The 23,675-nt window shown below is 59.5% G+C and carries 23 protein-coding genes; 16 read left to right on the top strand and 7 right to left on the bottom strand.

What is annotated here, in order from left to right; all coding sequences use genetic code 11:
• Window positions 1-394: 394 nt before the first annotated feature.
• Window positions 395-898 carry a GNAT family N-acetyltransferase gene (locus tag AC4ANK_RS27160; protein ID WP_005730266.1) on the top strand — a complete coding sequence of 168 codons (504 nt, stop codon included), beginning with the start codon at window positions 395-397 and terminating at the stop codon, window positions 896-898.
• A gap of 15 nt (window positions 899-913) precedes the next feature.
• On the opposite strand, the gene AC4ANK_RS27155 is transcribed toward AC4ANK_RS27160, so the two are convergent.
• From AC4ANK_RS27155 to AC4ANK_RS27135, 5 genes are all read right to left on the bottom strand, one after another.
• Complete coding sequence (locus AC4ANK_RS27155) at window positions 914-1,486, bottom strand: hypothetical protein (protein WP_044319379.1); 573 nt, start codon at window positions 1,484-1,486, stop codon at window positions 914-916.
• 138 nt (window positions 1,487-1,624) lie between these two features.
• Window positions 1,625-2,332 (bottom strand): hypothetical protein, encoded by a 708-nt coding sequence (locus AC4ANK_RS27150; RefSeq protein WP_031595715.1) that lies wholly within the window; start codon window positions 2,330-2,332, stop codon window positions 1,625-1,627.
• A gap of 128 nt (window positions 2,333-2,460) precedes the next feature.
• A complete protein-coding gene (locus tag AC4ANK_RS27145; protein WP_005730263.1) occupies window positions 2,461-2,910 on the bottom strand; it encodes a hypothetical protein in 450 nt (149 codons plus the stop codon).
• Window positions 2,911-3,358: 448 nt separating this feature from the next.
• The gene (locus tag AC4ANK_RS27140; RefSeq protein WP_002555963.1) at window positions 3,359-4,072 is read right to left on the bottom strand and encodes a cupin domain-containing protein; all 714 of its coding nucleotides are present in this window, start codon (window positions 4,070-4,072) and stop codon (window positions 3,359-3,361) included.
• Between the two features lie 300 nt (window positions 4,073-4,372).
• The gene (locus AC4ANK_RS27135) at window positions 4,373-5,230 is read right to left on the bottom strand and encodes a GNAT family N-acetyltransferase (RefSeq protein WP_002555962.1); all 858 of its coding nucleotides are present in this window, start codon (window positions 5,228-5,230) and stop codon (window positions 4,373-4,375) included.
• Between AC4ANK_RS27135 and AC4ANK_RS27130 the strand changes: the two genes are divergently transcribed.
• From AC4ANK_RS27130 to AC4ANK_RS27075, 12 genes are all read left to right on the top strand, one after another.
• A complete protein-coding gene (locus AC4ANK_RS27130) occupies window positions 5,162-5,593 on the top strand; it encodes a hypothetical protein (protein ID WP_162233998.1) in 432 nt (143 codons plus the stop codon). The genes AC4ANK_RS27135 and AC4ANK_RS27130 overlap by 69 nt on opposite strands.
• A gap of 171 nt (window positions 5,594-5,764) precedes the next feature.
• Window positions 5,765-6,433, top strand: coding sequence for a haloacid dehalogenase type II (locus AC4ANK_RS27125; protein WP_002555961.1), 669 nt, complete (start codon window positions 5,765-5,767; stop codon window positions 6,431-6,433).
• 66 nt (window positions 6,434-6,499) lie between these two features.
• The gene (locus AC4ANK_RS27120) at window positions 6,500-7,774 is read left to right on the top strand and encodes an NAD(P)/FAD-dependent oxidoreductase (protein WP_002555960.1); all 1,275 of its coding nucleotides are present in this window, start codon (window positions 6,500-6,502) and stop codon (window positions 7,772-7,774) included.
• A 90-nt stretch (window positions 7,775-7,864) separates the two neighbouring features.
• Complete coding sequence (locus tag AC4ANK_RS27115) at window positions 7,865-9,502, top strand: ABC transporter substrate-binding protein (RefSeq protein WP_002555959.1); 1,638 nt, start codon at window positions 7,865-7,867, stop codon at window positions 9,500-9,502.
• A 31-nt stretch (window positions 9,503-9,533) separates the two neighbouring features.
• Window positions 9,534-10,490 carry an ABC transporter permease gene (locus tag AC4ANK_RS27110; RefSeq protein WP_002555958.1) on the top strand — a complete coding sequence of 319 codons (957 nt, stop codon included), beginning with the start codon at window positions 9,534-9,536 and terminating at the stop codon, window positions 10,488-10,490.
• Window positions 10,487-11,365 (top strand): ABC transporter permease, encoded by an 879-nt coding sequence (locus AC4ANK_RS27105; RefSeq protein WP_002555957.1) that lies wholly within the window; start codon window positions 10,487-10,489, stop codon window positions 11,363-11,365. The genes AC4ANK_RS27110 and AC4ANK_RS27105 overlap by 4 nt, the downstream gene beginning before the upstream one ends.
• A 2-nt stretch (window positions 11,366-11,367) precedes the next feature.
• Window positions 11,368-13,209, top strand: a complete 1,842-nt coding sequence (locus AC4ANK_RS27100) for an ABC transporter ATP-binding protein (RefSeq protein WP_002555956.1) — start codon at window positions 11,368-11,370, stop codon at window positions 13,207-13,209.
• The gene (locus AC4ANK_RS27095) at window positions 13,206-13,517 is read left to right on the top strand and encodes a (2Fe-2S)-binding protein (RefSeq protein ID WP_002555955.1); all 312 of its coding nucleotides are present in this window, start codon (window positions 13,206-13,208) and stop codon (window positions 13,515-13,517) included. Before AC4ANK_RS27100 ends, AC4ANK_RS27095 begins: the two co-directional genes overlap by 4 nt.
• Window positions 13,496-14,905: an FAD/NAD(P)-dependent oxidoreductase gene (locus AC4ANK_RS27090; protein WP_002555954.1), complete on the top strand. Its 1,410-nt coding sequence runs from the start codon at window positions 13,496-13,498 to the stop codon at window positions 14,903-14,905. Before AC4ANK_RS27095 ends, AC4ANK_RS27090 begins: the two co-directional genes overlap by 22 nt.
• Window positions 14,902-16,056 carry an NAD(P)/FAD-dependent oxidoreductase gene (locus tag AC4ANK_RS27085; RefSeq protein ID WP_002555953.1) on the top strand — a complete coding sequence of 385 codons (1,155 nt, stop codon included), beginning with the start codon at window positions 14,902-14,904 and terminating at the stop codon, window positions 16,054-16,056. The genes AC4ANK_RS27090 and AC4ANK_RS27085 overlap by 4 nt, the downstream gene beginning before the upstream one ends.
• A complete protein-coding gene (gene argE, locus AC4ANK_RS27080) occupies window positions 16,053-17,210 on the top strand; it encodes an acetylornithine deacetylase (protein ID WP_002555952.1) in 1,158 nt (385 codons plus the stop codon). The genes AC4ANK_RS27085 and argE overlap by 4 nt, the downstream gene beginning before the upstream one ends.
• 114 nt (window positions 17,211-17,324) lie before the next feature.
• Entirely contained in the window at window positions 17,325-18,782 is a 1,458-nt protein-coding gene (locus tag AC4ANK_RS27075; protein WP_002555951.1) for an NAD-dependent succinate-semialdehyde dehydrogenase, read from the top strand.
• Between the two features lie 191 nt (window positions 18,783-18,973).
• Here the strand turns inward: AC4ANK_RS27075 and AC4ANK_RS27070 are convergent, their stop codons facing one another.
• Entirely contained in the window at window positions 18,974-19,903 is a 930-nt protein-coding gene (locus AC4ANK_RS27070) for a 2-hydroxyacid dehydrogenase (protein WP_002555950.1), read from the bottom strand.
• A gap of 284 nt (window positions 19,904-20,187) precedes the next feature.
• Between AC4ANK_RS27070 and gabT the strand changes: the two genes are divergently transcribed.
• From gabT to AC4ANK_RS27055, 3 genes are all read left to right on the top strand, one after another.
• Complete coding sequence (gene gabT / locus AC4ANK_RS27065; protein WP_002555949.1) at window positions 20,188-21,492, top strand: 4-aminobutyrate--2-oxoglutarate transaminase; 1,305 nt, start codon at window positions 20,188-20,190, stop codon at window positions 21,490-21,492.
• Window positions 21,493-21,573: 81 nt separating this feature from the next.
• Window positions 21,574-22,230, top strand: a complete 657-nt coding sequence (locus AC4ANK_RS27060; RefSeq protein ID WP_032074465.1) for an HAD family hydrolase — start codon at window positions 21,574-21,576, stop codon at window positions 22,228-22,230.
• Between the two features lie 47 nt (window positions 22,231-22,277).
• Complete coding sequence (locus AC4ANK_RS27055) at window positions 22,278-22,766, top strand: Lrp/AsnC family transcriptional regulator (protein WP_002555947.1); 489 nt, start codon at window positions 22,278-22,280, stop codon at window positions 22,764-22,766.
• A 37-nt stretch (window positions 22,767-22,803) separates the two neighbouring features.
• Here the strand turns inward: AC4ANK_RS27055 and AC4ANK_RS27050 are convergent, their stop codons facing one another.
• On the bottom strand, window positions 22,804-23,262 hold the full coding sequence (locus AC4ANK_RS27050) for an REP-associated tyrosine transposase (RefSeq protein ID WP_002555946.1): 459 nt from the start codon (window positions 23,260-23,262) through the stop codon (window positions 22,804-22,806).
• Window positions 23,263-23,675 lie beyond the last annotated feature (413 nt).

The following is a 23,675-nucleotide window of genomic DNA, read 5'->3' as shown; positions in this document are numbered from 1 at the left end:
GATTCTCTCTCTCCATGTGACTCGATTAACATTGTGAGCCCGCACGTCCGCGACGTTTGACCACATGATGGATGGCCTAGCCTGTGCCGTTCATGCGTCGAAAAATCTGCTCATATGGCTATTGCTTCGGCCACAGCGCATTAGGCCAGTGATCAGCTCAATCGCGGCGGTCGGGAGTTGTCCACGGCCGGGGTTGGAGGGGCAAGACTGAATGCCTGATTCAACGGCAACCGTCGTAACTGCGAGGTCGCCGGAGCCATGTTGTAATTAAACATCTCCGTGTCCGTCCCCACATACGGACCCCGTAAATGCTCATGGAAACGCCTCGACTTGTCGGGCGTTTGCTTGTCTGGAATACTCATTTCCATTTGTGACGATGGCAAGGAGGTGGTTTGTGACAGCGACCGGAATTCAGGTACGTCGTTTTGTGCCGAACGATGAGCAAGGTGTGTCGGCATTGATCCTGCCCATCCAGCGTGAAGAATTCGGTATCCCCATCACCGCCGAGGATCAGCCTGATCTGAAGGCGATTCCCACGTTTTACCAGATCGGCACAGGTGATTTCTGGGTCGCGGTGCAAGGTGATCACGTCGTCGGCAGCATCGCGCTCAAGGACATCGGCTCAGGGCAGGCAGCGCTGCGCAAGATGTTCGTTGCCGCGCCGTTTCGCGGCAAAGAGTTCTCGATTGCAGCCAGGCTGCTGGACCGTTTGATCGAAGAGTCGACTCGCAAAGGCGTGACCGAAGTGTTTCTGGGTACAACCGACAAATTTCTCGCCGCACATAGATTTTATGAGAAGCACGGTTTCCAGGAGATCGCAAAAGAGGATCTGCCTGCGAGCTTTCCGCTGATTGCGGTGGACAGCAAGTTCTACGTGCTGGGTCTGAACCCTGAGTAAAGCTGTGGCCGCAGCTCAGCCCAACGGATTAAACCCGCTCGCCGCACTGCAATAGCGTTGGCGAGTGGCGGATTCAGCGAGACGCTTGCACTGCTCCTTGAAATACACCTTGGCACCCTTGCGACACTCCCGGTATTCGATTGAGCCTCTACGCCAGTTACGGCACACGCTGGTGCCGTCGATTTGAGCATCTGTAACGATCCATTCAGCGTGATAGGTGCGCTTCCTGTCCCACTGCCACACAACGGCCGACTCAACGAATTGCGCCGCTGCGAGCCTTGGCTGCGGCCTTTGCTGTTGTGCCTTGTAGTGGCTCATGTAGCTCGCAGACACCATGCCCTGTGCGGTTGAATTTCGAACTGTCTCTTGGCCTTTGCCAAATCGACAGGTAGCGACTGTTTCGTCGATGAGATTATCCGGTCCCATGCACTCAGACAGCGTTTGGGGGCGGCCCGGCGTCTCGTGTAGTGGTAGCGGAGCAACGGCTGAAGCGTCGGCATCGACGAAAGCAGAAGATAGCGCAGGCGCGGCATCGATTGTTTTCGGCAAATGCCGGTAATGAAACAGGCCGTAAGCGCACAGCCCCATCAGTAAAAGCACCATCAATAGATAGTGCTGGAACGTCGGAGCACTCCTTGACTTGCGGCGCTGAGCACGCGCAATTGTGTCTTCCTCGTCGACACTCAAGTTTTCGGAAGCGTTACGGCGATTCTTCATGTCTTGCAATCAAGCCTCCTGAATATCTGACTGGCTTTTCCGCGCGTTGAAAATGTCCATGGCCGAGCTGTCGTCCGATGTGATGAGCGCGGCGTAATTGGCGGGGTATTGTGCTTTTTCTATGGGTGGCAGCTGGTCGTAGTGGGCGAGAAGCATGACCAGCGTTTGAGTGCTTTTGCCGGTTTCGTTGTATTCGTCGGTATACCTTTGGCATATGGCCCTTTTCCATACTTGCTCTTGAGAGTAGTTTTCGGAGTACGCGGCATTTCTTTCGTTTATTGTGAAGTCGCCACCCTCGTCATAAATAATCAACCTCAGTTGATCCTGAGATAAACCCGCAAATGGGTTTTTTCCTGCCCCGTTGCTGAACGAAGTCGCTTGCATGGCTCTTTCGAGCAATGCAGGGTCGTCCGTATCCGGAATCTCTGCGTCGTGCAGTTTTCTATTGGCGTAATAGCTGTTGCCTGCAACTTTATCACTAATGTTTTTTGCCAAGGCCCCCAGGTTTTTGAAGTCAAGACTGCTGTCGCGGGCTTGGGCTCGTGCTGCGCTGCTACTTAATTGAGTGGACAATGTCGAGAAGATGGCGCCGTCAGGGGTAGGCCCAGAAACAAGTTCTTTAAGGCTGGAATTTAAAGGCGTGGCGGAGGTGCTTTTCTCGACAGCTGTTAGTGCGGTTTTATGGGTGAGGTGTTTGAGGGATATTGTATCAATCATGCTGCGTCCTCGCGGCAGAGGCCAATCCGTGGCTTTATATTCACTCTTTGTATCGGCCCAGCCAGACACCGCTTTAGTTTTCCGCTGAAAAGCGTGCGTATCAAAATGCGACACGCACGCTCCGGGGCTTATTTCATGGTGAATTCAGCAGCCCACGCGTAGGTGGAGAGATTGGTAGCACGAGACGTCGCCGTGCAGACAGCACCGCCTTCAGAATTTGCAGTCCTGTTCCATTTCGGCACCTTGGCCCCACCTGCACCGGGAAGCTTTATGAAGGTGGTCGAGAATACGCAAACCTTGGAACCCATGACGTAGCGAACACTGGCGTAGCTGGTATCCGGTGATAGAGTGCTTTGCATCGAGTAAGTATCTGAACCTCCCGGGGGGACTGCAGAGTTAATCGGTGATTTAGCATTCAGCCGGGCAGAGATCTCATTACGCGTAACGGGTTTATACTCCGCCACCTCGGAGCCCAGGTTTTTAAATGTAACAGTAACTGCTGGTCCCGCTTGCGCCGTAACGCTGGTGCACAGTGTTGCAAAAGCAAGGGAGGCCAATAAGGTCTTGTCGTTTTTCATAGGGAATAGTCCTTGAGTAAATGAGTAACTTCATAGCATTTTAAATAAGATAAAAGCGCGACGAAACGGGGCAACGGTCGTTCGTGCCCATATGGATCGTTCAGCTTATAGAGTGTCACGGAGGGATAGGCAGGGCGTGCGCATAGTGAATGCGTCGGTCAGATAAAGTACCTCCAGTCAATATAATAAATAAGAGTTAAAGCGATGCATGAAGCGTATCGCTATCTTGCCGTGTCCATCAGGAGCAAATTTTACTTGCTGACATTCGTTGTTGTTTTTTAACACAGGCGACACGAAAGGCAAGTAGGAAACTTCTGATTCTTGGCGCATTGGCAAAAGATATTTTTTATTCTTGTCTTTTAGCGCTGCATTGGATTAACTGCGCTGGCGAGAGCTAAGCGTGTAAGTATGTTGCGCCCTACAAGGCTGAAGGGCGCAATAACTTTCTTCACGTCACTGCATAAAACTTGCGCACATACCCCGTGCTGGTCCATTTGCAGGGCGCGCCCTGGGCGACGAATACGGTATCGCCGGTATTCACAGTCAGGCTCGGGCCGTTTTCCAGGCTCAACACTACGCTGCCTTCGATCAGGTTCATCAGCTCATGGATTTTGTGCGGGCGCGAGATACGCTCGTAGGGTGTGGAGTCCCAGACGCCGATGCGCAAAGTGCTTGCGGTGTCTTCGAACAGGTTGTTGCTGCGGCATTGTGGCAGCGAGCTGATCATGATCGCCGGGGCTGGCGGCGAGGACGGTGTGAGCATGGCGAGGCGGTCCAGGGCGGTAATACCGGGTTTGTCGGGGCCATTGGCCTGAGTGGATCCGCAGAACGCCCAGAGGCTGTCCGGTTGCGCTTCGATACGTACTTGCGTGCCACGACCGATCACGGCACTTTCGCCGGTGCTGATGGTGATGCTGCCGGTGCCAGAGGTCAGCGTGACGCTGCCGCGATGCATCACCAGCATTTCGGTGTAGGGGTAGGCCTCTATCGAGAGTGCCGTACCCAATTCAACGATGCCAGCCGCAATACCCTGTTCATCGACAAATGCCGTGCGGCGGCCACTGTCGAACGGGTCATGCGCATCAATGGGGCCGGTGGTGAATTCGGTATCTACCGGGCTGAGGTCAGCGCGGGCCAATAGCAGGACTGTGGGGTGGGGCATTGGGTTGGGCTCCTGGATGAGAATTTATGATTCATCGATGATCGTTCCAACGCGGTGCGCTTGGCGTTATACCCAACTCTTGTGGGAGCGGACCGGGCGACGCTTCGCTCGTTCGCGAAAGGGCCGGTACATTCTTCGAAAATATATCGCCTGAATTACCGTCTTCGCGAACAAGTTCGCTCCCACTGTAGGTTTCTGCCCAGCCTGCCACTGCGGTTTCAGCCCCGCTTTTAGAGCTCATCCGCACTTTTGTGTAACGCTGAGCGCAGAGCATTGGCACGATGATGTTCTTCCGGGCGATCAGCCGATCGCCTGGGTAATCAGCGCAAACTGGCGCACGCCCTGGCGGGCTTGCGGAACTGCGCCCATGCTCATGCAGGTCACGCTGTCGACACGCTTGAGGCCGGCTTCGTCCAGCCAGTCGGCCAGGCCGCAGTCGGTCGGGATGTCGATGCGTACAAATGCGTAGGGCACTTTGGCCAGCAGTTGCTTGATCATGTGGCGGGCCTGTTCCACCGTCTGGGCGACGACAGGGCCGATGCACAGGCCACGGCCGAAAGGACGCAACAGGGCAAAAGCCTGCAACTGGCCATCGCGTTCGATGCCGACTGCGTGCTCAAGGTTATTCAGCACATCGCCCAGCGTTGCCGAACGGTCCATGCCCGAACCGGCGTTGGCCAGTTCCAGCACACGAGCGTGGTCAGCCTCGCTCAGCGCACGACTGCTTTCCTGTGCTTCCAATGCGGTTGTGTCAGGCAGTTGTGCCTGCCCCTGACGCTGTTGAACCTCACCAAAACTGACGAAGCCCATTTTCTCGTACAGCGGTGCGCCAGCAAGTGTTGCATTGAGGATGGCGGTGCGTGGCGGCACGCAGCCGATAGCAAGCTCCATCAATCTGCGGCCAATGCCCTTGCCTTGATAGTCGTCGCTGACAATCACCAGACCAATCGTGGAAAACTCGCCCTGATGGCAGGCGAAGGCACTGCCGATCAAGCGACCGTTGTGTACTGCAACAAAGCCTTGGGCGACCCGTTGCAGCATGGCCCAGTCTTCCAGTCGATGCGGCCACTTCAGGGCAATGGATAACTCATGAGCGTTACCGACATCGGCTGCGGTCATGGGGCGAAATTCAAAGTCGAGGCGTTGCTGAGCGAGCATGACGTGTCTCCGTCCAGAAAGATGCACCGGCAAATAAAAGGCTGCGGCAGGCTTGCTGTATCCCATCTGCTGCGGGCGCTGACAAGAGGCCTGCAAGCATTCGGCAGATTCCACAAACCGCCGTTCTCCAGACCACAGTTACTGCTTAAATCGGGTGGGCACCCGGCAGCAAATGCTTGTGGTTTTTCTTCGGTTTCAGGCTCTTTATATAGCCGCCGGAATTTGCTGCTCGCAGATCACTGGCGCGGCGCAGTTTCTGCGGTGCAAACCCGCGTGTTTGAGCCCGAGCGCCCTGAAAAGGGTCAAAAAAGCGCCAAAAACCGGGGGCTGCCCAAGGCTGGAGCGCCCCGCAAAGTCTGCTGAGCGCGCACCTCAAAACGGTGGTTTCTATCAAGCAGCCATCACTTTTAACGCCATATGCTGATTTCACGGTGTTGTAATGAGGTTGTGCTGCAGCGTGCATCACCGCCCTTGGAAATGAGGCCGGATTGCTCGTCATGCCATGACCTCAACGAACTTTCAGGACCGCACACAATGAGCTTTCTTCGACCAAAATTCATTACGTTCGACTGCTACGGCACGTTGACCAATTTCCACATGGGCACCATGACGCGCGAGCTCTTCGCCGACCGCGTACCGGCCGAACAGATGGATCAATTCGTCAAGGATTTTTCGGCGTATCGTCTGGATCAGGTCATGGGTGACTGGATGCCGTACGACGAAATTCTCAAGGTTGCACTGGCTCGCACCTGCAAGCGCTGGAACGTTGAATACCGCGAAGAAGGCCAGCTGTATTACGACGCCGTGCCGACCTGGGGGCCACACGCCGATGTGCCCGCCGGTCTGTCGAAAATCGCCGACAAGATCCCGTTGGTGATTTTCTCCAACGCCAGCGACAGCCAGATCATGTCCAACGTCGAAAAGCTCGGCGCGCCGTTCCACAAGGTGTTCACCGCTGACCAGGCCAAGGTCTACAAGCCACGTCTGGCTGCGTTCGAGTTCATGCTCGACAACCTGGGTTGCGGCCCGGAAGACATCTTGCATGTGTCTTCAAGCTTCCGTTACGACCTGTTTTCCGCACACGACATGAAAATCAAGAACAAGGCATTCGTGGCTCGCGGTCATGAACAGCCAGCCAACAGTTTCTACGAATACCACCAGATCCCGGACATTGGCGGGCTGGCCGGGCTGGTCGGCCTCTAAACCGGACAACTCGCGCAACACCGGCATTTTTCAAGGTGCTCTTCTATGAGTGACAAGGGGAACAGAATGCGCAGTGAGTCTTACTGGCTCGATACGGCTCCAGACTTTACCGGCGCGCAGGACGGCGCAGTGGAGGGGCAGGCAGACGTTGTGGTGGTCGGTGGCGGTTTCACCGGTCTTGCGGCGGCGCGTGCATTGGCCTTGAAAGGTGCCAGCGTGGTGGTTCTGGAAGCTGGCCGGGTGATCGGCGAAGCGTCGGGCCGCAACGGCGGACAGTGCAATACCGGCGTGGCTCAGGACTACGCGTCATTGAGCGCGACCCTGGGGGCCGATCAGGCGCGCGAGTATTACCAGGCTTATGAAAGTGCGGTGCAGAGCGTCGTCACCGTGGTCGAGCAGGAAAACATCGCCTGCGACATCAAGCGTAACGGCAAGCTCAAGCTGGCGGCCAAGCCAGGACATTACGAAGGACTGGCGCGTACCTGCGAGCTGATTCGTCGTGAGGTGGATGCCGACGTAGAGTTGCTGTCCGCAGAGGACGTGCGCGGCGAAATCGATTCAAACGAATTCCACGGCGGCCTTTTGCAGCGCAACGGTGTGCAGATGCACGTTGGCCGTTTCGGCCTGGGCCTGGCCGATGCGGCTGTGCGCCACGGCGCAAAGGTGTATCAGGGTGCCACGGTGAAGGACTGGAAAGCCAACCGTGGCGGCTTCGTGGTCAACACCTCGAAAGGCTCTATTCAGGCCGGGCAGGTGTTACTGGCGACCGGTGCCTGCCAGCACGGCGGGTTGGGCTGGTATCGCCGACGCATCGTGCCGGTCGGCAGTTTCGTCATCGTTACCGAAGTGTTGCCGCAGGCGCTGATTGACCAGCTGTTTCCCAACCAGCGCGCTTACGTGACCAGCCGTTTGATCGGCAACTATTTCCGTCTTACCCCGGACAACCGCCTGCTGTTCGGCGGGCGGGCACGCTTCGCCATGTCCAATAGCAGTTCCGATGCCAAGAGCGGCAAGGTGCTGCAAGCGGCGATGGTGCAGATGTTTCCGCAACTGGCGCACGTCAAGGTCGACTACTGCTGGGGCGGACTGGTGGACATGACGTCCGACCGCCTGCCGCGTGCAGGCGAACACAATGGCGTCTTCTACTCGATGGGCTACAGCGGCCATGGTGTGCAGATGTCGGTGCACATGGGGCGGGTGATGGCTGAGGTCATGGAAGGCAAGGCGTTGGCCAATCCCTGGAAAGACCTGAACTGGCCAGCCATTCCCGGCCACTTCGGCAAGCCGTGGTTTCTGCCGCTGGTAGGCGCGTATTACCGCTATCAGGACAGTCGCCACTGAGTTTTTGTTTAACCGTCGTGTGTGCTTGAAGGACGCTCCGGCCAACCGTGAGCAACTCGGAATTTCCCCTTTTCGACAGGTAGAATTGATATGGCTGACAAAAAAACCGACTCCCAGCTGATCACAGGCCAAGACAGCCTGCGTGTTTTCGAAGGTCTCAATCGTGGTCTGTCGCGGCGCGATGCGCTGCGTATGCTGGGTGTTGCAGGTGTGGTTGCGGCGGGCTCGACCAGCCTGTTCGGTGCAGCGGGCAAGGTTTTTGCCGATGACGCCGATGCGCCTGTCAAAGGCAAGCCAGGCGGGCGCATTCGTGTGGCGGGCATGTCCAGCTCCACCGCTGACACACTTGATCCGGCCAAAGGCGCGCTGTCTACCGACTACGTTCGCCATTTCATGTTCTACAACGGTCTGACCCGTTTCGACAGCCATCTGGTTCCGCACATGGAGCTGGCCGAAAAGATCGAAAGCGACAACGCCACGGTCTGGACCGTCACCCTGCGCCAGGGCGTGACCTTCCACAACGGCAAGGCATTGACCGCTGGCGACGTGGTGTTCTCCCTGTCGCGCCACAAGGACCCGGCCACCGGTTCGAAAGTCCTGCCGCTGATGGCGCAGTTTTCCGAGATCAAGGCCACCGGCCCGCTGGAAGTACAGATCACCCTCAGCTCGCCAAACGCCGAATTGCCATCGATCCTCGCGGTTTCGCACCTGCTGATCGTGCCCGAAGGCACCACTGATTTCAGCAAGGGCATCGGTACCGGCCCGTTCACCGTCAAGGAATTCAACCCTGGCGTGCGCTCGGTCAGTGCGCGCAACCCTAACTACTGGAAGCCAGGCCTGCCGTACCTGGACGAGATCGAATTCATTGCCATTGCCGACGAGCCGTCGCGGGTCAACGCGCTGCTGTCCGGCGACGTGCACATGATCAACGAGGTCAACCCGCGTTCGACCACACGCATCGCGGCCAGCGCCAAGCACCGCGTTGTGGATGCGCCGTCCGGCAACTACACCGACCTGATCATTCGCCAGGACCAGATGCCCGGCAAGAGCCCGGAATTCACCGAGGCCATGAAGTACCTGTTGGACCGTGAACAGGTCAAATCGGCGGTGTTCCGTGGCTATGCCCGCGTCGGTAACGACCACCCGATTGCGCCCGGCTCGCGCTACTTCAACGCTGACCTGCCGCAACGCGCCTATGACCCGGAAAAGGCCAAATTCCTGCTCAAGAAAGCCGGCATGGAAAAAATCACCATGGCCGTAGCGGCATCGCCTGCTGCGACCGGTTCGGTGGACATCGCCGTGCTGCTGCAACAGTCGGCCAAACAGGCCGGGCTGACGCTCAACGTCAACCGCCTGCCGAGCGATGGTTACTGGTCCAACCACTGGATGAAACACCCGCTGAGCTTCGGCAACATCAACCCGCGACCGAACGCGGACGTGATCTTCTCGCAGTTCTTCCAGTCCTCGGCACCGTGGAACGAATCCGGCTGGAAAAACGATCAGTTCGACCAGTTGCTGCTGCTGGCCCGCGGGGAAACCGACGACGCCAAGCGCGCCAAAATGTACGGCGACATGCAGACCCTGGTAAGCCAGAACTGCGGCATCGGCATCCCCGTGTTCATCAGCAACATCGACGGCGTGGACAAGCGCGTTCAGGGCTATTCCAGCAACCCGCTGGGCGGCTTCATGGGCTACATGTTCAGCGAGCAGGTTTGGCTGGACGTGTAAATGCAACGCTGAACCGAGCAGGAGGATGCAGATGAATAGCAACACACTCTGGTTGATCGTGCAGCGCTTCGGCGCGGCGATCGTGACGTTGTTGATCGTTTCCATCGTGGTCTTCGCCATTACGGCGGTGTTGCCTGGAGACGCGGCACAACAGGCCCTTGGGCAATTCGCGACGCCTGAACAGGTCGCCGCATTGCGTACAAAGCTGGGCCTGGATCAGCCAGGTGTGGTGCGTTATCTGCATTGGTTGACCAACCTGCTCGGCGGCAACTTCGGTGAGTCGGTGTCCAACGCGATGCCGGTGTCCGAGCTGATTGCCGGGCGCTTTCCGAAAACCCTGATGCTGTCGGCAACCACCGCGCTGGTCTCGGTACCGCTAGCGCTGGCACTGGGCATTGGCGCAGCGATGTACCGCGGCAGCCGCCTTGATGGTGCGCTGAGTTTCATCACGCTGACACTGGTGGCGGTGCCCGAATTTCTGGTGGCAACCCTGGCGGTGCTGATTTTCGCCGTCAACCTGGGCTGGCTATCGGCGTTGTCGTATGGCGGTGACGTCAGCTCGCCGTGGCAATTCATGCGCACTTACGCGTTGCCGGTGATGACGCTGTGCTGCGTGATCGTGGCGCAAATGGCGCGCATGACCCGCGCTGCGGTCATCGACCAACTGGACAGCCCGTATGTGGAAATGGCGCGCCTCAAGGGCGTCAGCCCGGTGCGCATCGTCTTGCGCCATGCCTTGCCCAATGCCATCGGGCCGATCGTCAACGCCGTGGCACTGAGCCTGTCGTACCTGCTCGGCGGGGTGGTTATCGTCGAGACCATCTTCAACTACCCCGGCATCGCCAGCCTGATGGTCGATGCTGTAACCAACCGTGACATGGCGTTGGTTCAAGGCTGCACCATGCTGTTCTGCTCCGCTTACCTGGGTCTGGTGCTGATGGCCGACCTGTGTGCAATTCTTTCCAATCCGAGGCTGAGAACCCAATGACTCAATTCATTGCGAAATCGACGCCTGAAGCGCCGGCACCGGTGCTACGCAAAAAAGCGTCCCGCCCCACCTCATGGCTTGGCTTGCTGGGCGCAACGGTGTGCTTCATCTGGCTGATGGTTGCGCTGCTCGGCCCTTGGCTCGCGCCGCATGCTGTTGGCGAAGTGGTTTCCGACAACATGTTTGAAAACATGAGCGCGCTTTATCCGTTCGGCACCGATTACCTGGGACGCGACATGCTCAGCCGGGTGCTGGTCGGCGCGCGCTTCACGGTGGGCCTGGCGCTGATTTCGGCGGTGCTGGCCAGCGGCATCGGCACGCTTTGCGCGCTGTTGTCGGTGGTCGCGCCAAAATGGCTGGACGAAATCATCAGCCGCCTGATGGACGCGTTCATCTCGATCCCCAGCAAAATGCTGGCGCTGATCATGGTGTCGGCGTTCGGCTCCTCCGAGGTGCTGCTGATCTGTACGGCGGTATTGAGCTACACGCCGGGAGCGTTTCGTATCGCGCGCAGCCTGGCGGTGAATATCGAGGCGCTGGAATACGTGCAAGTGGCGCGCACGCGGGGTGAGGGTCGTATCTACATTGCCTGCCGGGAAATTCTGCCGAACATGCTCAACCCGGTCATGACCGACCTGGGGCTGCGTTTTGGCTTCATCGTCTTACTGCTCAGCGGCATGAGCTTTCTGGGGCTTGGTGTGCAGCCGCCCGATGCCGACCTTGGCTCGCTGGTACGCGAGAACATCGGCGGACTGAGTCAAGGCGCGCCGGCCATCGTGATCCCTGCGCTGGCCATCGGCACGCTGACCATCGGTGTCAACCTGTTCATCGACCGACTCGCCTCACGGCGCGGTCGCCGCTCGGGAGGGCATTGAAAATGAGCCAGTTGATTCGTGTGCAAGACCTGCGCGTGGTTGCCGATGGCGATCAGGGCGAGCTGGAAATCGTCAAAGGCGTCAGCTTCGCGCTGGAAAAAGGCGAAGTGCTGGCGTTGATCGGCGAGTCCGGCTCGGGCAAGACGACTATTGCGCTGGCCCTGTTGGGGTATGCCCGACGCGGCTGCAAACTGGCCGGCGGTGTGGTTCAGGTGGGCGAGCACGACATGCTCAGCCTGCACGAAAGCCAGTTGCAGGGCCTGCGCGGCAACCGTGTTTCCTACATCGCGCAAAGTGCCGCGGCGGCGTTCAACCCGGCCAAAAAACTTATTGATCAGGTTATCGAAGGCGCGCTGATTCATGGTCTGGGCAGTCGTGCAGAGCTGCAAGCCAAGGCCGTAGAACTGTTCCGCGACCTGGCCTTGCCCAACCCGGAAAGCATCGGCCAGCGTTACCCGCATCAGGTTTCGGGCGGTCAGTTGCAGCGCGTGATGGCGGCCATGGCGCTGATCAGCGACCCGTTGCTGGTGATCCTCGACGAGCCGACCACGGCGCTGGACGTCACCACGCAGATCGACGTGCTGCGCGCCTTCAAGCGGGTGGTGCGCGAGCGCGGTGCGACGGCGGTCTATGTCTCCCACGACCTTGCCGTCGTGGCGCAGATGGCTGATCAGATCGTGGTGCTCAATGGCGGGCGGATTATCGAGCAGAGCAGCACTGCGGCGCTGCTCAAAGGCCCGGAAGACGCCTACACCCGCAGCCTGCTGGCAGCGGCGCGGCCCGACAAAGTACTGAAACCGGCCAGCGAGGTGGTCAAGGACAGCACGTTGCTGACCATCAGGGGCCTGACTGCTGGCTACGGCAAAAAGAACCTGCAAGGCATGCCGATGATTCGCGTGCTGGAAGACATCGACCTGACCATTCGCCGTGGCCAGGCCATTGGCGTGATCGGCGAGTCCGGTTCGGGCAAGTCGACCCTGGCCCGTGTGGTCGCCGGTCTTCTGGACCCGGCGCACGGCAGCCTGACATTCGACGGTGCCGAATTGTCCGGTACCCTCGCGGGACGCACCGAAGAGCAGTTTCGGCGCATCCAGATGGTGTTCCAGAACGCCGACACCGCGCTCAACCCGATGCACAGCATCAGCGCAATTCTGGCGCGCCCGCTGAAGATGTATTTCGACCTGAAGGGCAAAGCCCTGCGCGATCGCATCGACGAACTGATGGACCTGGTGCGCCTGCCCCGTGAACTGGCAGAGCGGCGCCCCAACGAACTGTCGGGTGGCCAGAAACAACGCGTCAACCTGGCCCGCGCGCTGGCGGCCAAGCCGGACCTGATCCTCTGTGATGAAGTGACCTCGGCGCTGGATACCGTGGTGGGCGCGTGCATCCTTGAACTGCTCGGCGAACTGCGCCGCAAGCTGGGTGTTTCCTACCTGTTCATCAGCCATGACATTTCCACCGTCCGCGCGCTGTGCGACGACATTGTGGTGATGTACAGCGGCCACAAGGTCGAAGAGGGCAGCCGCGAAGCGTTCAGCCGTGTGCCATTCCATCCGTACACCGACCTGCTGGTGCACTCAGTGCCAGAACTGCGTCAGGGCTGGCTGGAAACCTGCGGTGTGACCAGCGGCAAGCTGCCACCCATCAGCGCCCCGGCCAACAACCCCGAGCTGTGCACCTTTCTCAACCGTTGCCCGGCCCGTGTCGAAGGCCTGTGCAACAAGACTGCCCCGAGCCGTCGCATGATCGCAGGCGGCAGCGAAATCCTCTGCCATCGCGACAGCGACGAGCTGCAGGCGGTGCAAGAAAACCTTAATCCTGTGACCGTGGGAGCCTACGCATGAGTGGCCGTTTTGTGAGACTGGGCGAACGTGATCGCCCGGTTGTGAGCCTGATGGTCGATGGCGCGCCCATAGAAGCATTGCAGGGCGACACCTTGATGGTGGCGTTGCTGACCCGCAAAGCCACGCTGCGCCAGTCCGAGTTCGACTCCGGACGTCGTGCCGGTTTTTGCCTGATGGGCGCCTGTCAGGATTGCTGGGTCTGGACCCGCAACGGCGAGCGCCTGCGCGCCTGCTCCAACGAAGTCCGCGACGGACTCGATATCGTCACCACCCAACCGGAGGCGAAATGGCCACTTCTTCACGGTTAGACGTTCAGAACCCTGCCAGCCCGAGAGTCGTCATCATTGGCGCTGGCCCGGCAGGCACCCGTTGCGCCGAAACCTTGCTGGCGGCGGGCATCAAGCCGATTCTGATCGACGAAAACCGGCGCGACGGCGGGCAGATCTATCGCCGTCAGCCAGAAGGCTTCAAGCGCGATTATTCAGCGTTGTATGGCACCGAAGCAGCCAAGGCGCGTGACCTGCACGAAAGCTTTGACCGCCTGCGCGCACGAATCGACTATCGCCCCGACACACTGGCCTGGAACCTCACGCATGGCGAGCTGTGCTGTGCCAGCCAGGGCGTGCATACCGTGGTGGAATACGACGCACTGATCCTGTGTGCCGGGGCCACCGACCGGCTGATGCCGATCAAGGGCTGGCAACTGGCAGGCACCTACAGCCTGGGCGGCTCACAGATCGCGCTCAAGTCGCAGTCGGTGTCCATCGGCAGTCGCGTGGTGTTCATGGGCAGCGGACCGTTGCTTTACCTGGTCGCCAGCCAGTACGTCAAAGCCGGTGCCGATGTGGCCGCCGTGCTCGACACCTCGCCATTCAGCAAGCGCATCGGCGCGATGCCCAAATTGCTCGCGCGCCCTGGCTTGCTGTTCAACGGCATGAAGCTGCTGGCCCAGTTGTACAGCGCCAAAGTGCCGGTGCACCTGGGCGTGCAGCCCGAAGAAATTATCGGCAGCGAGCAAGACGGTGTGACCGGCGTGCGCGTGAAGCTCGCCAACGGTAACTCGCTGACCGTCGATTGCGATGCATTGGCGCTGGGTTATCACCTGCGCCCGGAAACTCAACTGGCTGACCTGGCCGGATGCCAACTGCGTTTCGACGACGCGTCCGGGCAATGGGTGCTGGCGGTCGACGAAGACGGTCGCACCTCGGCGAACGGCGTTTATGCAGCGGGCGACGGCGCAAAAATCCGTGGTGCCGATGCTGCCGAACAGGCAGGGCGATTGGCGGCGATGGCGTTGCTGGACGATCTTGGCCGGCCTGTGGATAACTCGCGCCGCGAAGAGGTGCGCAAGAATCTGCAGGTCATGGACCGTTTCCGTGTCGGGCTGACCGAAGCGTTTCCCTGGCCTGCTGCCCAGGCAGCTGGGTTGCCCGATGAAGCGATTGTCTGCCGCTGCGAGATGATCAGCGCCGGTGAACTGCGCGGCGTGGTGCGTGAAAAAGGCGCATGCGAAGTCAACCGCGCCAAGGCTTTCAGTCGCGTTGGCATGGGCCGTTGCCAGGGACGTTATTGCTCGCAGGCCGGTGCCGAAGTAATCGCTGCCCAGGCCGGTGTGCCGGTCGAGCAGGTCGGTCGTCAGCGCGGGCAGGCACCGGTCAAACCGCTGTCGATGCTGGTGGACGAGGTGGCCTCATGAAACAACCGAAAGTGGATGTGCTGATTGTCGGTGGCGGCTTCATGGGCTCGGCGTCGGCGTTCTTTCTGCGTCAGCGCGGCAAGTCGGTGACCCTGCTGGAGCGCGACGTGATCGGCCAGTACGCCAGCGGCGTCAACTTCGGCAACGTGCGGCGCCAAGGCCGGCACCTCGGTCAGCTGGAACTGGCCAACCGCTCCAGAGCACTGTGGCAGCGGTTGCCTGAGCTGATCGGCGAAGACCTGGAGTTTCTGCCCAGCGGGCACATGCGCGTCTGCTATCGCGAGGATGAAATCGCTGAGCTGGAAGCTTACGCAGCGGCCCCGGAGGCCCGTGAGCTGGACCTGAAAATCTATAGCGGCAAGGCACTGCACGAGCGTTTCGGGTTTCTCGGGCCGGACGTAAAGGGCGGCTCCTACGCGCCGCACGATGGCCACGCCAACCCACGTCTGGCTGCACCGGCTTTTGCGCGAGCAGCGATTCGTGCCGGGGCGCGCATCGAAGAGCGTACCGAAGTGGCGCATGTGGAAAAGGTCGGTAACGAATTTGAAGTCACCACCACTGACGGGCGCATTTTCACTGCCGATCAATTATTGATCACCGCAGGTGCCTGGGGGCAAAAACTCTCCGCGCAGTTTGGCGAGCCCGTACCGCTGGAAACCAATGGCCCGCAGATGGCTGTGACCGAACCGGTGCCTTATGCGCTGCCGACCGTCATCGGCGTGTTCACCAAAATCCCTCACGAAGTGATCTACTTTCGGCAGATCGCACGTGGCAACATCGTCATCGGCGGTGGTTTTCGCAGCAAGCCGGACATGGTCAACCGCCGCGCCTACGTCGAGCCGCGCAGCATCATTAATCAGGTGCAGCAGATGCGTCGGCTGTTGCCCGGTGTCGGCAACCTGAACATCATCCGCGTGTGGAGCGGCATTGAAGGCTACACGCCGGACTCGCTGCCAGTGATGGGCCGCAGCGGTAAGGTCGATGGCCTGTTCTATGCATTTGCCTTCTGCGGTCACGGCTTCCAGCTCGGTCCGGGCGTGGGCGACGTGATGGCTGAACTGATCAGCACCGGTAAGACCAGCACCTCGATCAGCCCGTTCGACATTCGCCGTTTTGAAATCGTTACCGAACAAGCGAGTAAAGCCTCATGAGCCCCCGCGCCCTGGAAATTCTCAAACGCCTGATCGCCTTCGACACCGTGTCGTCGGAGCCGAACATGGCACTGATCGAATACGTCCGTGAACTGCTGGCCAGCAAGGGCATCGAGTCGTTGATCGTCAAGGACGAGACCGGCAAGAAGGCCAACCTGTTCGCCAGCACCGGCCCGCGTGATGTACCCGGCGTGCTGCTGTCCGGCCACACCGACGTGGTTCCTGCGGCCGGTCAGGCGTGGACGATGCCGCCGTTTCAGGCCACCCTGCGTGACGGGCGTATCTACGGCCGTGGCACCTGCGACATGAAGGGTTTCATTGCCCTGGCCATCGACGCGATGCTCGATGCCGCGGACATGACCCTGATCCGTCCGCTGCAACTGGCGCTGTCCCACGATGAAGAGATCGGCTGTGTCGGCGTGAGACGGCTGCTGGATGTGTTGCATCTGGCACCGGTGCGCCCGTTCCTGTGCGTGGTTGGCGAGCCGACCCTGATGCAGTTCGCTGTCGGTCACAAGGGCAAGGCGTCCTATCGCACCTTCTGTCGAGGCCAGGAGGCACATTCCTCGCTGGCCCCAAGAGCGGTCAACGCGATTCACCTGGCCAGCGATTTCATCGCCGAGCTGCGCAATAGCCAGAAACGGATCGAGCAACAAGGCGCGCGTGACGAGGGTTACGACATCCCTTACAGCACCGTGCACATCGGCCGTATCGATGGCGGCAAGGCGCTGAACATTGTGCCCAACCTTTGCACCATGGAATTCGAGTACCGCAACCTGCCGGGCGACAATCCCGACGCGCTGCTGGAGCAACTGCGCGAGCGCGCCGAAGTGCTGGTACGCGAAGCGAAACAATTGTCGGGCGTGGCCGCTATCGAAATCGAAGTGATGAACGAATACCCGGCACTGGAGACTCATCCGAGCGTTGAAGCAGTGCGCATGCTGCATGCATTTGCCGAACCGGGCACACAGCACATCAAGGTCTCCTATGGCACTGAAGGCGGCCTGTTCGCCGGGCGGCTCAACGTGCCGGTGGTGGTGTGCGGGCCAGGCTCCATCGAGCAGGCACACAAGCCGGACGAGTTTATCGAGGAGAGCCAGATGAACGCGGGCGAGCGCTTTTTGCAAAGCCTGCTGGGTTCGTTGAAGCAGTAGAGGCTGCCGTCCGAGGGCAAATTTCAGCATCGGACGCTGCCGTTATCCTGCTTTCAGCATCCTGGACTGCGGCGCCTGCCTAGACTGGCAGGTATCCCGAAACAGGACTCGACCATGCTCAAGAATCAGTTGAAAGACCCCAGCCTGCTGGTAGACCGCGCCTACGTCGATGGGCAATGGATCAGCGCTGACGATGGTGCAACGCTGACCATCAGCGACCCGGCGACCGGCGAAACGATCGCGCAGGTTCCGGCCCTGAATGGCCCTGAAACCCGTCGCGCCATCGAAGCTGCGAATCGTGCCTGGCCCGCCTGGCGTGCACGTCCCGCTGCCGAGCGCGCGACCCTGCTGGAGCGCTGGCATCAGGCGATGCTCGACAACGTCGAAGACCTGGCGCTGATCATGACCCTTGAGCAGGGCAAGCCGCTGAACGAATCTCGCGGCGAGATCCGCTATGGCGCGAGCTTCGTCAAATGGTTCGCTGAAGAGGCGCGCCGCTCCTACGGCGAAACCATCCCCGCGCCCAGCGCAGACCGTCGTTTGATGACCCTCAAGCAGCCGGTGGGTGTGTGCGCCGCAATCACCCCGTGGAATTTCCCCAACGCCATGATCACCCGCAAGTGCGCGCCAGCCTTGGCTGCCGGGTGCCCGATCATCGTCAAACCTTCGGACCTCACGCCTTTGTCGGCGCTGGCGCTGGCGGTATTGGCCGAGCGTGTGGGTATCCCTGCCGGTGTGTTCAACGTCATTACCGGCATGCCCGCAGGCATTGGCGAAGAACTCACCGGCAACCCGGTGGTGCGCAAGATTTCCTTTACCGGCTCGACCCCGGTCGGCCGTTTGCTGATGCGCCAGAGCGCCGAACACATCAAGCGTCTGAGCCTTGAACTGGGCGGCAACGCGCCCTTCATCGTGTTTGACGACGCGGACCTGGAACAGGCGGTGACGGGCATCATGCTCAGCAAATTCCGCAACGCCGGGCAGACCTGCGTGTGCGCCAACCGGATTCTGGTGCAAGACGGCATCTACGACCGTTTTGCTGCACGGCTGGTAGAGGAAGTGAGCAAACTCAAGGTCGGCAACGGCCTGGAAGAGGGCGTGACCATTGGCCCGCTGATCAACCCGGCGGCGGTCAGCAAGGTTACCCGGCACATTGATGATGCGCTGAGCCAGGGCGCGAAGTTGCTGCATGGCGGCCGTCCCGATGGCACCAGTCAATTCGTCCAGCCAACGGTATTGGGCGAAACCCATGCGGGCATGCTGCTGGCCAACGAAGAAACCTTCGGGCCTGTTGCGCCACTGATGCGCTTCACCGACGAAGCCGAAGCGCTGGCACTGGCCAACGCCACGCCTTATGGCCTTGGCGCGTACTACTTCACCCAGGACCTGCGTCGCTCATGGCGTTTCGGCGAGGCGCTGGAGTTCGGCATGGTCGGCCTCAACACCGGCATCATCTCCATGGAAGTCGCCCCGTTCGGTGGCGTCAAACAATCCGGCCTGGGCCGCGAAGGCTCCAGCTACGGCCTGGATGAATACCTGGAAGTGAAGGCGTTTCATGTGGGGGGGTTGTAGCGTTCAGAACGGCGTACCAACGCGGAGCGTCGGCACGATAGTTGAGATTATCGTTCCTCACGCTCCGCGTGGGAATGCAGGTCGTGACGCTCCGCGTCACAAATCCACAGAGCACAGCACGCTCAAGATCGGACGCGGAGCGTCCAGAACTGCATTCCCACGCGGAGCGTGGGGAACGATAATCCAACGCATCAGTAACCCTGGCCGCGATCCACCTGCCCCTGCATTGCTTCACCACGCTCAAAGCGGCGAATGTTATCGAGCAGGCCAGGAAAGGCGCTTTCCGGTTGGGTCATGGCCGCGACATGCGGTGTCAGCATGATCTTCGGGTGTTGCCAGAACGGATGATCAGCCGGTGCCGGTTCCTGTTGCAGTACATCCAGCACCGCAGCGCTCAACTGGCCGCTATCCAGTGCTTCAAGCAGGTCCGCTTCCACCAGATGCCCGCCACGGCCCATGTTGATCAATGCTGCCCCCTGGGGCAGGTGCTCGAAAAGCTGGCGATTGAGGATGCCTTCGGTTTGCCCGGTCAGCGGCAACACACACAGCAGAATGTCGCACTGACCAAGAAACGCACTCAGCTGTCCTTCACCCGCATAACACGTCACGCCTTCTACCTGATGCTCGCTACGCGCCCAGCCCGACAGCTCGAAACCGAATGGTTTTAGGGTCGACAGAATATGCTGCGCCTGCAAGCCCAGCCCCATCACACCCACGCGACGCTTGTGCGCCGGTACCAGCGGATGAGCTTTCCAGACGCCCTCGACCTGCTGCTGCCGATAACGCAGCATTTCCCGGTGCAGGCTCAGTACCGCCAAAGACGCGTACTGACACATCCCGTGACTGATGCCGGGGTCCAGCAGACGAACCACCGGCAAGGACTCGGGAATACGGCTCAGGTCCAGTTGATCGACGCCCGCAGACAAGGCGAACAGCACCTTCAGGTTGGGCAGCAGCTCCTGCAGATCGTCAGGTGCCAGCCAGGCCCCCAAATAGTGGATATCGGCCGGGTCACCGATATCCGGCCACACACGCCATTCAATGTCCGGCGCGTGCTCGGCAAACAGGACACGCCAGCGTTCGGCGCGTGCGGGATCGGCTTTGTAGAGCAGGGCGGGCATGGGCATTTCCTGAGTGTGAAAGTGGAGCCCCATCATGCCGCAAGTCGAAAGCAGGATCTGTCGAAACAGCCTTTTGCAGAGCGTCGGCATGACTGAAAAGCAGCGTTGCCCGGCAGATTGCGTGGTGCTCGCAAGGCATGAAGGAATCTGCCGTTTGCGAGGCGAAAAACAGTCGATCTGGACATCTGAGAGGGCAAGTTCGGCGTAGATCATTTCGCTGAACGCTTAACCTGAACAGCATCGCAGCCACCCCGTCGGCTGCCAGGCCCACGACAGGTAAAACCATGAACAGCAAAGTCGACGAAACACCTCATCTGCTCCGCCAGCGCGATCAGTTCGTGCCGCGAGGCATCGTCACGGCCCATCCGCTGGTCATCGACCGCGCGCAAGGTTCTGAACTGTGGGACGTCGATGGCAAGCGCTATCTGGATTTCGTCGGCGGTATCGGCGTGTTGAACATCGGCCACAACCACCCCAACGTGGTCGCGGCGATTCAGGCGCAACTGACCAAGGTCACCCACGCCTGCTTCCAGGTGGCGTCCTATCAGCCCTATCTGGATCTGGCCAAACGCCTGAGCCATCTCATCGCGGGCCAGAGCGGCATCGATCACAAGGCCGTGCTTTTCACCTCTGGCGCCGAAGCGGTCGAAAACGCGGTGAAAATCGCCCGCGCTCACACCAATCGCCCGGCAGTTATCTCGTTCCGCGGCGGTTTTCATGGCCGTACACTGCTTGGCACCACGCTGACCGGCATGAGCCAGCCGTACAAACAGAATTTCGGCCCGATGGCCCCCGAAGTGTTCCACACGCCGTACCCGAACGAATTCCGCGGCGTCACCACTGAAGTAGCGCTGGCGGCGTTGCACGAGCTGTTGGCCACCCAGGTCGCACCGGAGCGTGTGGCGGCGATTCTGATCGAGCCGATGCAGGGCGATGGCGGCTTCCTGACTGCGCCGGTGGAGTTTATGAAGGCCTTGCGTGCGCTGACCGAGCAACATGGCATCGTGCTGATTGTCGATGAAATCCAGTCCGGTTTCGGGCGTACCGGCAAATGGTTCGGTTTCGAGCATTCGGGTATCCAGCCTGATCTGGTGACGGTTGCCAAGAGCCTCGCGGGCGGCATGCCGCTGTCAGGCGTGGTCGGTCGTGCCGAGATCATGGATGCACCGCTTCCGGGCGGTCTAGGGGGCACTTACGGCGGTAATGCGCTGTCCTGCGCCGCGGCACTGGCAGTGATCGATACGTACGAGCAGGACAATCTGCTCGCGCGTGGCGAACAGCTGGGCGAACACTTGCGTGCCGGTCTGCTCAAGCTCAAAGACCGTTACAACTGCATTGGCGATGTGCGCGGTACGGGTTTCATGCTCGCCATGGAACTGGTCAAGAACGATGCTGCACGCAGCCCGGACGCTGATCTCAACCAGAAGGTCATTGATCAGGCACGCATCGGCGGTCTGCTGGTGATCAAGTGTGGTGTGTACCGCAACGTATTGCGTTTCCTCGCACCGCTGGTCACCACAGAGCAGCAGATCGATGAAGCACTGACCATTCTCGATGCCGCCTTGGCACGAGTATTGAAGTCCAGCTGAGCGTAGACGTGGTCGCGGTTGTCGCGAGACGCTGCGACCACCAGCGCTGGGGATCATTGTTGAATGGAGACGTTGCCTGCCATGGGGCTTATTGATTACCGCGCACTGCTGATCGATTGTGATGAGGTTCTGGTGGACCGTGATTCGGGTGTCTGGGTGGCGTTGCAGCCGTTGCTGGAAAACGGTCTGAACACACCGGATAAAGACTCGGTCCTGACCGAATTCAATGATGTTGTGCGCACGCTCTATCCGCGCTTCGACGAATTGGGATTCAGCGGCCTGCTGTGCTTCGCGCACCGGCAACTGGCCGAGCGCCTTGGCATCAAGGCCAGTTGGGAAGAAGGTATGACCTTCGCCCGTTCCGTGCCGAACTGGACGCTGTTCGAGGATGCACCCGGCGCGATGCTCTACCTGCGCAAGTTCTATCGGCTGCTGGTGTACGCCGACCGGGACCTGCAGGATCGCGGCATCCTGTGCGAACGGCTGGGGCTTGAACCTGACAGCCTGCTGTCCCTGACCACTCACCCGCTGGACAATCCGGACTGGCTCGCCGGGATGGATCTGGAGCCACGTGAAACGCTTCTTGTGTCTCGCCCGCCCGCCTCGGCGTTAGGCACCGGTGGGCTGTGTCTGATCCGCCGTAGCAGTGAGCAACACTGTCAGCCATGCACTGCCGACCTGTGCATCAACAGCATGGCCGATCTGGTCGCTCAGCATCAGCTGTCTTTACGGCGCTGATTTTGCTAGAAGGTAGGCACCGTGAATGGCAATACAAGAGGTAGGTAATGGAAGGCTTGGTCAAACTGGATCGGATTGATATCAATATCCTGGTAGAACTCCAGAAAGACGGGCGCATGACCAACGTCAGCCTGGCCGACGCCGTCGGGCTTTCCGCGAGCCCTTGCCTGCAGCGCGTCAAACGTCTTGAGTCGGCAGGTTACATTTCCAGTTACAAGGCGCACCTTAATCTGGCAAAAATCACCGAATCGGTAACCGTATTCACGGAAATCTCCCTCAGCGACCACAAGCGTGAAGACTTCGCCAAATTCGAAGCCAACATCCGCCACGTTGACGAAGTCCTGGAGTGCCACCTGATCAGCGGCGGCTACGACTACCTGGTGCGCTTCATGACCCGCAGCATTCAGCACTATCAGGAAGTGATCGAAGAGCTGCTGGACAAGAACATTGGCATCTCCAAGTACTTCAGCTACATCGTCATCAAATCCCCGGTCATGAAAGACGGCGTGCCACTGCGCAAACTGTTGCGCCATTGAAACGGCGTAAAGAAATTTCACTGCGTGGATGTGTGGTTCAAACCCATACCGCATCCCACAGTGGATAATCTCCTATCTTCTTGACCAGTCCTGCGCGTAGCGGGTTTGCGACGATATAGCGAGCCAGACCGACCATGTCCTGTTCGTTGCGCACAGCCTGGTCGTGATACCCGGACTGCCATAAGGTGTCGGGATGTGCTCTGATTTTTCCGATGGCTATTGAACTGCGTGCTTTAAGTTGTTGAATCAACATGGGCAGATCATTCTTTTTGAGCTCAAAAAGCCAGTGAAAGTGGTCAGGCATTACGACCCAGGCAAGCGACTTGACCAGTTCCTGCTCTTCGCATCGTCTCAGCTCTCGAACCAGCAAGCGCCCGAGACGAACATCGGCGAATACCGGTTCGCGTCCTCGTGTCACTGAAGTCACCATATATATCTGGCCTATTGCGGAATATCGGCCTGTACGTAAACGTTTTGACGCAGAGTACACGTGCATTCCCTTGCTCCTAAAATCACTTCACCGGTGAACTTTAGTGTGTGGCACGTGGAGCAGCTGAGTAATGCTTTACAGCATGTAATTTCAATGAATCATTCGGTGTTTGATGATCAGCCTTCGTGGACAAGTCCACTCCCACAGGAGTGCATGGGTGCATGGTCACAGGATTACAGGAGTGCATGGTCACAGAATCACAGGAGTGCAGGAGTCCAGGAGTCCAGGAGTCCAGGAGTGCATGGTCCCAGAGTCACAGGAGTGCAGGAGTGCAGGAGTGCAGGAGTGCAGGACCAGGATCACCGATTGATGTGGTGGGAGCGGACTTGTCCGCGAAGAGGTCCGGCCTGCTACCAACGGAAGCCCGCTCCATCATCGCGCCTCAACACCGGGTAAATAATCCATTTCTGAATTTATGG

This window comes from Pseudomonas sp. Pmew2, from assembly GCF_058129885.1.
Note: the sequence above shows the minus strand (reverse complement) of the source record. Positions and strands in the feature narration are given on the sequence as shown.

What these genes read in the sequence shown, in the direction of transcription:
- AC4ANK_RS27150 (WP_031595715.1), bottom strand. Translation starts at nt 2,332, where the DNA reads ATGATTGATACAATATCCCTCAAACACCTCACCCATAAAACCGCACTA.
- AC4ANK_RS27120 (WP_002555960.1), top strand. Translation starts at nt 6,500, where the DNA reads ATGCGCAGTGAGTCTTACTGGCTCGATACGGCTCCAGACTTTACCGGC.
- AC4ANK_RS27155 (WP_044319379.1), bottom strand. Translation starts at nt 1,486, where the DNA reads ATGGGGCTGTGCGCTTACGGCCTGTTTCATTACCGGCATTTGCCGAAA.
- AC4ANK_RS27115 (WP_002555959.1), top strand. Translation starts at nt 7,865, where the DNA reads ATGGCTGACAAAAAAACCGACTCCCAGCTGATCACAGGCCAAGACAGC.
- AC4ANK_RS27075 (WP_002555951.1), top strand. Translation starts at nt 17,325, where the DNA reads ATGCTCAAGAATCAGTTGAAAGACCCCAGCCTGCTGGTAGACCGCGCC.
- AC4ANK_RS27140 (WP_002555963.1), bottom strand. Translation starts at nt 4,072, where the DNA reads ATGCCCCACCCCACAGTCCTGCTATTGGCCCGCGCTGACCTCAGCCCG.
- AC4ANK_RS27105 (WP_002555957.1), top strand. Translation starts at nt 10,487, where the DNA reads ATGACTCAATTCATTGCGAAATCGACGCCTGAAGCGCCGGCACCGGTG.
- AC4ANK_RS27070 (WP_002555950.1), bottom strand. Translation starts at nt 19,903, where the DNA reads ATGCCCGCCCTGCTCTACAAAGCCGATCCCGCACGCGCCGAACGCTGG.
- AC4ANK_RS27090 (WP_002555954.1), top strand. Translation starts at nt 13,496, where the DNA reads ATGGCCACTTCTTCACGGTTAGACGTTCAGAACCCTGCCAGCCCGAGA.
- AC4ANK_RS27110 (WP_002555958.1), top strand. Translation starts at nt 9,534, where the DNA reads ATGAATAGCAACACACTCTGGTTGATCGTGCAGCGCTTCGGCGCGGCG.
- argE (WP_002555952.1), top strand. Translation starts at nt 16,053, where the DNA reads ATGAGCCCCCGCGCCCTGGAAATTCTCAAACGCCTGATCGCCTTCGAC.
- AC4ANK_RS27055 (WP_002555947.1), top strand. Translation starts at nt 22,278, where the DNA reads ATGGAAGGCTTGGTCAAACTGGATCGGATTGATATCAATATCCTGGTA.
- AC4ANK_RS27135 (WP_002555962.1), bottom strand. Translation starts at nt 5,230, where the DNA reads ATGCTCGCTCAGCAACGCCTCGACTTTGAATTTCGCCCCATGACCGCA.
- AC4ANK_RS27130 (WP_162233998.1), top strand. Translation starts at nt 5,162, where the DNA reads ATGAGCGTTACCGACATCGGCTGCGGTCATGGGGCGAAATTCAAAGTC.
- AC4ANK_RS27145 (WP_005730263.1), bottom strand. Translation starts at nt 2,910, where the DNA reads ATGAAAAACGACAAGACCTTATTGGCCTCCCTTGCTTTTGCAACACTG.
- AC4ANK_RS27085 (WP_002555953.1), top strand. Translation starts at nt 14,902, where the DNA reads ATGAAACAACCGAAAGTGGATGTGCTGATTGTCGGTGGCGGCTTCATG.
- AC4ANK_RS27125 (WP_002555961.1), top strand. Translation starts at nt 5,765, where the DNA reads ATGAGCTTTCTTCGACCAAAATTCATTACGTTCGACTGCTACGGCACG.
- gabT (WP_002555949.1), top strand. Translation starts at nt 20,188, where the DNA reads ATGAACAGCAAAGTCGACGAAACACCTCATCTGCTCCGCCAGCGCGAT.
- AC4ANK_RS27100 (WP_002555956.1), top strand. Translation starts at nt 11,368, where the DNA reads ATGAGCCAGTTGATTCGTGTGCAAGACCTGCGCGTGGTTGCCGATGGC.
- AC4ANK_RS27050 (WP_002555946.1), bottom strand. Translation starts at nt 23,262, where the DNA reads ATGCACGTGTACTCTGCGTCAAAACGTTTACGTACAGGCCGATATTCC.
- AC4ANK_RS27060 (WP_032074465.1), top strand. Translation starts at nt 21,574, where the DNA reads ATGGGGCTTATTGATTACCGCGCACTGCTGATCGATTGTGATGAGGTT.
- AC4ANK_RS27095 (WP_002555955.1), top strand. Translation starts at nt 13,206, where the DNA reads ATGAGTGGCCGTTTTGTGAGACTGGGCGAACGTGATCGCCCGGTTGTG.